The organism is Mycobacterium sp. D16Q13 (assembly GCF_002013375.1).
GTDB lineage: Bacteria > Actinomycetota > Actinomycetes > Mycobacteriales > Mycobacteriaceae > Mycobacterium.
Genome location: NZ_MAEW01000020.1, coordinates 44,316 through 54,135 on the forward strand (window position 1 = coordinate 44,316; position 9,820 = coordinate 54,135).

At 63.5% G+C, this 9,820-nt stretch carries 11 protein-coding genes; 4 read left to right on the plus strand and 7 right to left on the minus strand.

All coding sequences use genetic code 11. The annotated features are described in order from the left end of the window. The first annotated feature begins 36 nt into the window (after positions 1 to 36). On the plus strand, positions 37 to 786 hold the full coding sequence (locus B4400_RS20420) for an acetyltransferase (protein ID WP_078312425.1): 750 nt from the start codon (positions 37 to 39) through the stop codon (positions 784 to 786). 21 nt (positions 787 to 807) lie between these two features. Here B4400_RS20420 and B4400_RS20425 read toward each other — a convergent pair whose 3' ends face one another. Both B4400_RS20425 and B4400_RS20430 read right to left on the minus strand, forming a co-directional pair. Then, positions 808 to 1,734, minus strand: coding sequence for an MBL fold metallo-hydrolase (locus B4400_RS20425; protein WP_078312424.1), 927 nt, complete (start codon positions 1,732 to 1,734; stop codon positions 808 to 810). 23 nt (positions 1,735 to 1,757) lie between these two features. Continuing rightward, positions 1,758 to 2,399 (minus strand): TetR/AcrR family transcriptional regulator, encoded by a 642-nt coding sequence (locus B4400_RS20430; protein ID WP_078312423.1) that lies wholly within the window; start codon positions 2,397 to 2,399, stop codon positions 1,758 to 1,760. A gap of 141 nt (positions 2,400 to 2,540) precedes the next feature. Here B4400_RS20430 and B4400_RS20435 point away from each other — a divergent pair, with 141 nt between their 5' ends. From B4400_RS20435 to B4400_RS20445, 3 genes are all read left to right on the plus strand, one after another. Beyond that, a complete protein-coding gene (locus tag B4400_RS20435; RefSeq protein WP_078312422.1) occupies positions 2,541 to 3,389 on the plus strand; it encodes a hypothetical protein in 849 nt (282 codons plus the stop codon). Positions 3,390 to 3,462: 73 nt separating this feature from the next. Then, positions 3,463 to 5,028: a cytochrome P450 gene (locus B4400_RS20440; RefSeq protein WP_078312470.1), complete on the plus strand. Its 1,566-nt coding sequence runs from the start codon at positions 3,463 to 3,465 to the stop codon at positions 5,026 to 5,028. Positions 5,029 to 5,030: 2 nt separating this feature from the next. Then, positions 5,031 to 5,252 (plus strand): ferredoxin, encoded by a 222-nt coding sequence (locus B4400_RS20445; RefSeq protein ID WP_078312421.1) that lies wholly within the window; start codon positions 5,031 to 5,033, stop codon positions 5,250 to 5,252. On the opposite strand, the gene B4400_RS20450 is transcribed toward B4400_RS20445, so the two are convergent. The 5 genes from B4400_RS20450 to sigM form a co-directional block, all read right to left on the minus strand. Further along, positions 5,249 to 6,436: an N-acetylmuramoyl-L-alanine amidase gene (locus B4400_RS20450; RefSeq protein ID WP_078312420.1), complete on the minus strand. Its 1,188-nt coding sequence runs from the start codon at positions 6,434 to 6,436 to the stop codon at positions 5,249 to 5,251. The two genes, B4400_RS20445 and B4400_RS20450, sit on opposite strands and share 4 nt — an antisense overlap. Positions 6,437 to 6,571: 135 nt before the next feature. Beyond that, complete coding sequence (gene trxA / locus B4400_RS20455) at positions 6,572 to 6,901, minus strand: thioredoxin (RefSeq protein WP_078312419.1); 330 nt, start codon at positions 6,899 to 6,901, stop codon at positions 6,572 to 6,574. Between the two features lie 30 nt (positions 6,902 to 6,931). Continuing rightward, entirely contained in the window at positions 6,932 to 7,909 is a 978-nt protein-coding gene (gene trxB, locus B4400_RS20460; RefSeq protein ID WP_078312418.1) for a thioredoxin-disulfide reductase, read from the minus strand. Between the two features lie 129 nt (positions 7,910 to 8,038). Continuing rightward, entirely contained in the window at positions 8,039 to 8,932 is an 894-nt protein-coding gene (locus tag B4400_RS20465) for an RsmA family anti-sigma factor (RefSeq protein ID WP_078312417.1), read from the minus strand. An 85-nt stretch (positions 8,933 to 9,017) separates the two neighbouring features. After that, positions 9,018 to 9,602 carry an RNA polymerase sigma factor SigM gene (sigM, locus tag B4400_RS20470; protein ID WP_139360072.1) on the minus strand — a complete coding sequence of 195 codons (585 nt, stop codon included), beginning with the start codon at positions 9,600 to 9,602 and terminating at the stop codon, positions 9,018 to 9,020. Between the last annotated feature and the right edge of the window lie 218 nt (positions 9,603 to 9,820).

Consider the following 9,820-nt stretch of genomic DNA (forward strand, 5'->3'; position numbering starts at 1 on the left):
CACCATGTTGACCAGACGTGGAGGCGTACAAGACCAGTGTCGGCTCGGATCGTTCCTTTGCGGCTCGATGGTTTCGAGCAGCTGCCCAAGCACGCCCGGCGGTGTGTCTTCTGGGAAGTGGACCCCGCTACCGTCGGAGATGGTCAGCACCTGTCGGACCCCGAGTTCGAGAAGGAAGCGTGGCTGTCGATGGTCATGCTCGAGTGGGGATCGTGCGGTCAGGTCGCGGTCACCGGCCCGCCATCTCGACAGTCCACCGTGGGGTACGCGTTGTACGCACCGCCCGGTGTGGTGCCGCGAGCTCAGTTGTTCCCCACGGCCCCGGTCAGCGCGGATGCAGTCCTGCTGACTTCCCTGGGGGTGGAGCCCGGGCATGAATCAGACGGATTGCCGCACAGCATCATCGCCAACGTCGTCGCCGAGTTGGTGCGTCGTGGCGTGCGGGCACTGGAGGCGTTCGGCCGGACCAATGAGGCGCTGGAATTGTGCGAAGGTCCAGGGTCGGATCCTCTTCGCCCGCGAGGCTCAACGACGGCCAGATTCGCCGACGCCGCAGATGTGTTGGGCGAGTGCACCATCGAGCAGTGCATGATCGACGTGGATTTCCTGAAGGATGTGGGCTTCACCGTGGTGGCGCCCCACCAGCATTTCCCGAGACTGCGATTAGAGCTCGACCGCGGGCTCGGTTGGAAGGCCGACGTGGAGGCCGCGCTGGAGCGGCTGCTGGAATCCGTGCAGATTCCGCAGCCCGCCGGGGCGGGACCCGTGGTGGGCGCCGCGTTCTAGCGGACACGCCAAGGCACCGACTTACCGCATGGCCTGCGGGCCGTCCCATTCGAACGCGGTACCGCTCCGACGGACACCGAGCGGTAGATGTGCCGGGAAGTGCGCCGTGAGAAGTTGAAGGCCCTCATCGGCGCACCGCCCCAGCAGTGAGCGACGTGCGGCGATGCCCATGAGCGGATCGGCATCCGCGAAAAAGGGCAGATCTGGAAACTGCGCCTGCATGGGGTGGTGCAGTGCGTCGCCGGCGATGATTACACCGGCGTCTGGGGTGCTGATCTCGATGGCGAGGTGTCCGGGCGTGTGTCCGGCGGCGTCCAGGGCGGTGATGCGGGTAGCGCCGTGGGTGTGGATCTGATGACCTGGCTGGACAAGAACGTGTGTTGCGTGTTCGAGGACCGGAAGCACACTGTCCTGATAGACCCAGCCGCCGCCGTCGGTCCACTGCTCCGTCGGAGCCGATTCCCACTGTGTCTGAATGTATTTCAGCTCAGTGGAATCGAAGAGGTAGGTGGCGTTCGGGAAAGTCGGCCGCCAGGTGCCCTGGGTCAATCGCGTGTTCCACCCGCAATGGTCCAGATGAAGATGGGTGTTGATGACGATGTCGACATCGTCGGGATCGAATCCCGCCCGCGTGAGGCGGGTCAGGTAGTCGGTATCGAGCATGTGCAGGTCCAGGAAGAAGGGCCGATTCTTGTGATTGCCCGAGCAGGTGTCGACGACCACCACCGCATCGCCTAACTCGATGACGTAGTTGTGGATGGAGAAGATCAGCTGGGTACCGTCCTCCGAGACAGCCGTGGGTGCGTAGGCTGCCCGGGCGAAGGCGAACTGCCCTGCGCTGATGGCCGGATACCAATCACGTGGCGGGATGGGCCACACCGCGCGCTCGGTCAGCTGCGTGATGGTCGCGTCGCCGACGGTGAAAGTGTTCACAGCCGCGGAAAACACTCACCGGTAGGGGCGTATTCCCCTCAGGGTGCGATACCGCGGCATACGAGGTCGGCGGTGGCGCGAACTCTCGCTGCGAGAATGTCCTGGTCGGGTTCATGCCCGTAGCGGGCAAGGATGCCCAGCGGAATCCCGGCCACCGAATCTGCGACGGCCTCGATGTCAATATCTGCTCGGACATAACCGGATTCGATGCCATCGCGCAATAGGCCGGCGAGAACCGAAGCCCCGGCGTCGAATACGCGGCAGAACTGCGCGGTCATCTCCGCATCCACCGCGGCGCCCTGCTGCAGCATCAAGCGTGACAGACGTGGATCGGCGACCACCATGCCGATATACGCAAGCCCGAGATTAACTGCGAAATCATGGAATTCGTCGAGCGACGTGATGCTGCCGGGCAGCGTACGACTGAGAGTTTCGATGGTGCGCTGTGTGGCGTGCTGGACAACATGCTCAAGGATGTCGCGCTTGTTGGTGAAGTATCGATAGAACATCGAGTGCCCTGTGCCCAGCCGCTCCGCAATATGCGCGATGGACGTCTGGTGATATCCGCGTTCGGAGAACTCCGCCAGGGCGGCCTCGACCACCTCTTCTTTGACGAGCTCGCTGCGGCGGGCGCGCTGCCGATCGGCCATCCGGATCGGCGATCCCGAGGGGTCCACCATGCGGCCGAGGATAGCCGACTACCGCGGCACCGGGCCAGCCATGTCCTTCAACGGAATGATTTGTCTTGAAATGATTGACTTGTTCTCAAACAAGACACTACTGTCCGAAATGGATCTGTAGGCGGCGGCGAGAGGACACTTGTGATCACACGGTTGAGCGCGGGCGCGCAGTGGGGTTTGCCCCCGGTCATTCATGGCGAGCCGTGGTGGGCGTGGGTAGTTGTCGCCGTACTCGTTGCGTGCCTGGCGATCTCGCTTGTCTGGGTGGCCTGGATGACCTTCCGTGGGCATGAAGACGCCTTGATGTACTGGCTCATCATGCTCAGCGGGGTGACGATCTTGCCGTACTTCGTCGAGCCATGGCTCGACGTCATCGGCGCCACCACCTACATGACCAACGTCCTGCCGTACGTCACCATTGCCGACCGGCCGTTACCGATCTTCGTTCCCCTGGTGTGGGTGGGCACAGCGCCCACAGCGTTGGTGGTGTACGAGATGATCAAGAAGGGCTGGGCCGCTTGGACGCTCATCGCATTCGCGGTGGTGTTCGGAATTGCCGAGTGCATCGGCGAGATGGTCAACAGTCATTTCGGCCTGATGCACTACTACAGCAACAACGCGCTGGTCCTCGGTGTGCCGCTGCCCAGTCTGGTGCAAAACGGCGGATTCTTGGTCATCATTGCCTGGGCACTCGTCGTTCTACGTCCCCATATGCGCGGATACCGTTGGGCGATGATCCCGTTCGTTGCCCCTGCCGCGTATCTGGCCTACACGATCATCTGTACGCTGCCGAACTATTTCGCGATTCACCTGGGGCTTGGGCCCGGGCCGTCATGGGCGCTGGCCATCCTGTCTACGGCGCTCAATCTCCTGGCTGTCGTGATGGTGGCGTACTCGACGACATGTCAGCGCTATCGCGACGAGGTTGGGGCGAGGGTGTTGGGACCGGCGCATGGCGCGCCCGTCAGACAGGCTGTTCCGGCAGCGTGATCGAACTCCGGAAAAGGAACCGATGAACATGCCGCAGCCATCGCTGGACCCGACCCCGGCCGGGGCCTGTCCCATGGAGACGCGCGCCTCCACCCAAACGCGAAGTCCCGCAGTGGGCCAGGGCCTACCACGCGAACTGGCGGGGCAGTGGGGGCCGCTGCCGATGAACCCGACGGTGCGCGAAGTCAACGAGATCGGCAGGGCTCAGGGGAGATTCGCGTCTTTGCGGCACGACCCGTGGTGGATGACCCGCGCAGGGATACCGCTGGCATCCAGTGCAGTCCGGGGTGTGGGGAGCTCTGCGCTGACCCCACCCGGCCCAGTTGGCCGGCCCATGGTGGGCAGTGTCGTGGAGATGCGGCGGGAACCTTTCGAGTTCTTTCGCCGCTGCGCCCGCTCGTACGGCGATATCTATCGTGTCCCATTTCCGTTGGGCGGCAGCATTGTCGTGGTAAATCATCCGGACTACGCCAGCCAGGTGATGGATGATCCGGTGGGCCGTTACAGCATGATCGGACCGGGCCAGGCGGCAATGGGCATGATCGGCGCGGCGATTCCGATGTTGGAGGGGGAGAAGTTCCGGCAGCGGCGCCGGATGCTCATGCCGATGTTCGGCCGCCGCCACCTGGCACGGGTGGCCGAGGTGATCGCCGACGAGTTTGTCACCCGAGTCGACCGGTGGTCACGGTGGGTCGACACCGGCCAGGCGGTGGATCTGCAGCATGCCATCGCGCAGGTCACCTTGCCGGCGTTCCTCCGCGCGATGTTCTCCTCGGCGATTACCGAGCGGGAGATCCACGAAACCGATGTTGACTTAAGAACTTTCATGTCGCTGATGGCCTCGGTGACGCTGATGAGTCCCCTGCCGCGACTGTTCCCCTTGCCGGGACGGGAAACCGCTCCCAGATCCATGTGGCGATTGCGACGCCTGACGAAGCGGCTGATCGAGGAGCGTCGCCGGAATCCTGTCGAGACACCGGACCTGTTGAGCCTGTTGTTGGAGGCCACCTACGATGACGGAAGTCCCTTGTCCGAACGGGATCTCAGTATGGAACTGATGATCTTGATGGCGGGTGGATATGAAACGGTGGTGGCGTCGCTGTCGTGGACGCTCGCGCTACTGCTGGCGCACCCCGATCACCTCGGGCGGCTGTACGCAGAGGTCGACTCCTTGCACGGTGCACTTCCAACCCCGGACGATCTGTTCAAGTTGTCTTGGGCGAAGGCGTGTTTCGACGAGGGACAGAGACTGCAGGGTCACCCACTCAATCCAAGATTCGCGATGGAGGATGACGTGATAGGCGGGTACTTCATTCCGCGGCACACCATCGTCGGGCCGTCGCTGTACTCGATGCATCGAGATCCGCGATGGTGGGTGGACCCCGACTCCTACGACCCCAACCGATTCATGGACGAGGCGCTCGCCAAGCAACGGCCAAGACTGGCGTTCATGCCATTCGGATCGGGTAGGCACCACTGCCTGGGCACCGGCATGGCGTACATGAATGCACAGTTCTTGCTGGCAGTCATTTTCCAGAGATATCGTTTGACGCTGCCGAAGGGGTGGAAACCTAAGCACCACTTCAACTTCTCGGTGACTCTGGACGGCGGACTGCCCGTCACGCTCACGAGGGCGTGAGTATGAGCACGCCCGGTGACGGGTTTACCGTGACCATTGATCAGGATTTATGCATGGGGTCGGGATATTGCATCGCCCAGCACCCGGAATTGTTCGAGGCGGATGCGGACGGTACTGCCATCCCACGCAGCGCCGGGGCGTTAGGTGCGGATCAGGCGGAGCAAGCCGCCGCAGCGGCTCACGTCTGCCCGGCGAGCGCCATCGAGGTGCGGCGCGAGAATTAGCTTCCGGCGGACAGCTCGTGGGCCAATAATTCGTCGAAAGTGAATGTGCCCGTGGGTCTGTCGTTCTTGCCGAGTAGGTACACACGTTTGACCGCCGCCAGAATCGACTCGGCGACGACATCGCGGTAGTGCGCGGCGCTGAGGATGGAGACGTCATTCGGCGAGGTGATGTATCCGATGTCCACCTGCACGGTGGGCATTCGGGTGAGACGCAGCAGGTCCCAGGTGCGGCCGTGCGCGCGACAGTCACGTAACCCGGTGCGCGCCGCTACTTCTCGCTGAATGAAGTCGGCCAGCATGTGTCCGATGGTGGACACCGAGCCGTGCAGGTTGCCAAAGTGGTAGGACGCGACGCCGCTGGCCGCGACCGTGGGCTGCGAGTCGAAGCGCAGGCTGATCATCAGATCGGCGCCCACATTGTTGGCGTAGGTGGCGCGCTCGATGTCGGTGGGGTTGTTCTGGATGGCGCGCGAGATGTAGGTGTCCATCCCGATGGCGGTCATCCGTCCTTCGAGGCGGCTTGCCAAGTCCCACAGCATGTCAGCTTCGCTGGTCGGGCCCTCGCGACCGGGCACGATGACGCCGCGGTCGATTCCGCCGAGACCAGGGTCGATCACGATGCGCTTTCCCGACAGTTGCGGACCGGCGTTACGGACGTGCTCGGTCTCGCGAATGGCGTGCGCAGATCCACCGGTCACGTGACGGCCCAATAACTGGAAGGAGCGCAGGGTCTCCGGTCCACAGATACCGTCGGCGGTCATGCCGTACTCGCGCTGGTACGACATGAGTGAGTTGTAGGTCTGCAGGCCGAAGTTGCCGTCGACCAGGCCGGTGTAGAAGCCCAGATCTTGCAGACGCTTCTGCAGGGTCGCGACATCGTCGCCGTACATGGGCGCCGAGAACTGGTGGAAAAGGGTGCGCGCGCCGAGACGGTAAGAGGCTTCCTTGAGGGTGCGATAGGTCGCGGCACCGACAATGCCGTCGACCAGCAGGCCGCGGCGCTGCTGGAATGCCCGGACGGCGTCGTCCAACGTCGCATCGAAGTGGTCGACCACGACGTGCCGGCCGGTCGCCAGGATCTCATCCGGGTCCTCCAGGAACCCGAGTGCGGTGAGCACCTCGCGCACCTCGGTGACGGCCGGGCCTCGATCGCCGTGGCGAATGTTCGACGCGCCTGTCGTCATACTCCGCCTTTCACAAGAAACCGCACGACCATCGAACAGACAGCGGGTGCCCGTCGTCTGGACCGCAATATTGTCTCAGATGCCTAGGCGATGGGCGAAACTCTCGGCCCTGTCGAGCGTGCGGTGTTGGGCCGGTTAGACGACCCCATCCAGCTCACGCAGCAACGCCGACTTGCTCTTGGCACCGACGATACGCTTGGTCGCCTCACCATTCTGGAACAGGATCAGCGTCGGGATCGAGGTCACCTGGAACGCGCGAGCGGTCTCCGGGTTGGCGTCCACGTCCAGCTTGGCGATGGTGAGCGCATCACCGTGGTCCTTAGCGATCTCCTCGAGCACGGGGGCCACCATCTTGCAGGGCCCGCACCATGTCGCCCAGAAGTCCACCAGCACGGGCTTGTTGCTGGAGACGACATCCTCCTGGAACGAATCGTCGGTGACGGTAACGGTCGCGTGGTCGCTCATAGTTCTCCTTGTGATCAGTGGCGGTGAGGCTTAAGCCTCGATGAGGGTCTGGGAATGCGCCGTCTCGGCAAGCCATCGCTCGGCGTCAATGGCTGCGGCACAACCACTTCCGGCCGCGGTAACGGCCTGACGATAGGTGCGGTCGACGAGGTCGCCCGCAGCGAACACACCCTCTAGTGAGGTGTAGGTGCTTCTGTCCCGCACCAGCACGTATCCGTCGGGATCAACATCGACGATGTCACGGACTAGTTCGCTGCGCGGGTCGTGTCCGACCGCGACGAACATACCGGTGACAGGCAGCTGCGAGGATTCCCCGGTCACCGCGTTCTCCAGCTTGAGCCCGGTCACTGAATCGGTGCCCTCGACACCGGCGATCTTGGTGTTGGTGAGGACGTTGATCTTGGGATCCGCGTAAGCGCGCTCCAGCATGATCTTGGAGGCGCGGAACTCGTCGCGGCGGTGGATGAGTGTCACACTGCGGGCAAACCGTGTGAGGAATGTCGCTTCTTCCATCGCCGAATCGCCGCCGCCGATGACGGCGATGTCCTGATCCTTGAAGAAGAAACCGTCACAGGTGGCACACGAGCTCACCCCGCGGCCCAGGAGGGCTTCTTCGCCCGGTACACCCAGATACCGCGGTGCGGCGCCCATGGCCAGGATGACGGCCCGGGAACGGTAAACCTCGCTACCGACGGTGACGGTCTTCACCGGACCTCGCAGGGACACCTCGTCGACGTCCTCGGTGCGCAGGTCGGCGCCGAAGCGGATGGCCTGTTCACGCATCTGATCCATGAGATCGGGCCCCATGATGCCCTCGCGGAAGCCGGGGTAGTTCTCGACCTCGGTGGTGGTCATCAGTGCACCGCCGAACTGGGTGCCTTCGAAGACGACCGGTTTCAGCTGGGCACGGGCTGCGTAGACCGCCGCGGTGTAGCCGGCGGGTCCGGAGCCGATGATGATGAGCTCGTGGACGTCCGATTCGGACTCGGCCGATACAACCTCCGACATGCGGTTCCCTTCTGATCCGATCTGAGTCCCTGTTCCACACAAGGCCCTGCGAGTGCTGAAACAACAGCCTAGAGCGGGATGTTCCGCACCGGACGGGGCGGTGGGAGATAACGCCGGGCGGGACGGGTTCTATCGTTCGGGTGTCGCGCCGATCCGGGTCTGGGCCACCCGCTGCGGATCGGACTGGGTGCATCCTGGCCGCACGGCCACGGCCAACAGCTCGCCCGGACGTTCGGCCGGCAGCACCATCAGCACCGCGGGACCGTCGATGTCCAGCGTCTGCGCGCCGAGAACGGGCGTCGAAGCGGAGAAGCCGAGGCCGGTGAGGCAGGAGGCGCGCCGCGAGGCATCTTCAAGATCGCCGAACGCGGGGGTGCGGCCGACGAGCGCGGTGATTTCGTTGCCGGAGATCGGGAACGATGCCCCACCGAGTGCGCTTTGTGCGGGCAACTCCGGCGCCGCGGGGGCGCCCGTCTTGGGCGCGATTTGTTGCGATAGCGATGGACCCACGGCGGTGGTGGCCTCGGAGGCACGGTGATTGTTCTGCGCGACCACGGTGATGGTGATGGCAACGCAGGCGGCGGCCAACCCGGCGCTGGAGTATGCGATCCAGCGACGCTTTGCCGCGGGGCGTCGGCGATGGTCCAGTGGGACCGGGCCGGTCACCAGATTGTGACGGGGGTCGACGGGCCGAATGGCATGCGCAGCTACCGCGGGCAACGTCGACTCGGCCGACTCGGCGTGCAACGCGGCAACGATGTTGTCGACGACGGCCCCGGGCACATCGGGTGCGGGACTCTCCATCCACGCCACCAGGTCGGCACGCACCTGATCTAGGGCGGCGAGCGCCGTGCGTGCGTCCGGATCTTGCTCTGCCCGTTGCCGAAGTACCTCGGCGTCGCCGGCGTCATAGACGCCGGCTTGCAGGTCGGCCAGGACCTCGAGTGACAGCGGTACCTCGGCGAGGTTCACCATGTCGAGGTTACCTTCGCTTTCGGGGCTGTCCGGGGTGCTGCTGACCATTTGAGTTCATTGTTCCCATATCCAGCTACCGCTGGCCACGCCAGTTGCCCAATTGGTAGGCGGATCGTGACACGGTGGCACACGGCTAGTAGTTGATGGTTTCCGGTTCGACGGAGCCGGCTTTGTCGAGATAGTGCAGGGCCACGGCCAGACGTGCGCGTGCTCGCGCACAGCGGCTCTTTACCGTTCCCTCGGGCACACCGAGCAGCTCAGCGGCATCGGCCACCGAGTATCCCTGCATATCGACTGCTATGACCGCGGCGCGTTGCTCGGCAGGCAGTCGTAGCAGGGCTTTCTGGATGACGATCGAGGTATCGATATTGGTCGAAGGGTCGTCGAGGGTGTAGACATCCTCTTCGAGTTCGATCGGGCTGTGCGTCTTGGTGCGACGCAGACGGTCCAGACAGGCGTTCACGACAATGCGATACAGCCAGCTGGTAACGGCGGCGTCATTGCGGAAATTGGCGGCCCCGCGGTGCGCGGACAGCATCGCCTCCTGGAGTGCATCGGCAGCATCCTCGGGGGTGCGGCTGGTGGCCCGCGCCAGTCGGTAGAGCCGACGGTGGTGACGACGGAACAGCTGTTCAAAGGCAGAAGGATCGCCGGCGACATGGGCAGCCAACAACTCGGCGTCCGAGTGCTGAGGAGTCGTGAGAACCCCCTGAACCATGCTCACACGCGCACAGTAATCAAAATGGGGGGTGGCGTCGACCACGAGCCAAACTCATAGCAAACTGCTATACAACTTTCAACTATCTGTAGCTGTGATTTGCGTAACTGAACAACATGAACGGCATTTCAGCAGCCAAATTCGAGGTTGCCATCGGGTTTCAACTACCGCGAAAAATATAGGGCAGAAATTGCGGAGCCGTACTGAAAACCGTTCGG

Coding starts and splice junctions, on each gene's coding strand:
- B4400_RS20440 (WP_078312470.1), top strand. CDS start 3,463: ATGGAGACGCGCGCCTCCACCCAAACGCGAAGTCCCGCAGTGGGCCAG.
- B4400_RS20430 (WP_078312423.1), bottom strand. CDS start 2,399: ATGGTGGACCCCTCGGGATCGCCGATCCGGATGGCCGATCGGCAGCGC.
- B4400_RS20445 (WP_078312421.1), top strand. CDS start 5,031: ATGAGCACGCCCGGTGACGGGTTTACCGTGACCATTGATCAGGATTTA.
- trxA (WP_078312419.1), bottom strand. CDS start 6,901: ATGAGCGACCACGCGACCGTTACCGTCACCGACGATTCGTTCCAGGAG.
- trxB (WP_078312418.1), bottom strand. CDS start 7,909: ATGTCGGAGGTTGTATCGGCCGAGTCCGAATCGGACGTCCACGAGCTC.
- B4400_RS20450 (WP_078312420.1), bottom strand. CDS start 6,436: ATGACGACAGGCGCGTCGAACATTCGCCACGGCGATCGAGGCCCGGCC.
- sigM (WP_139360072.1), bottom strand. CDS start 9,602: ATGGTTCAGGGGGTTCTCACGACTCCTCAGCACTCGGACGCCGAGTTG.
- B4400_RS20465 (WP_078312417.1), bottom strand. CDS start 8,932: ATGGTCAGCAGCACCCCGGACAGCCCCGAAAGCGAAGGTAACCTCGAC.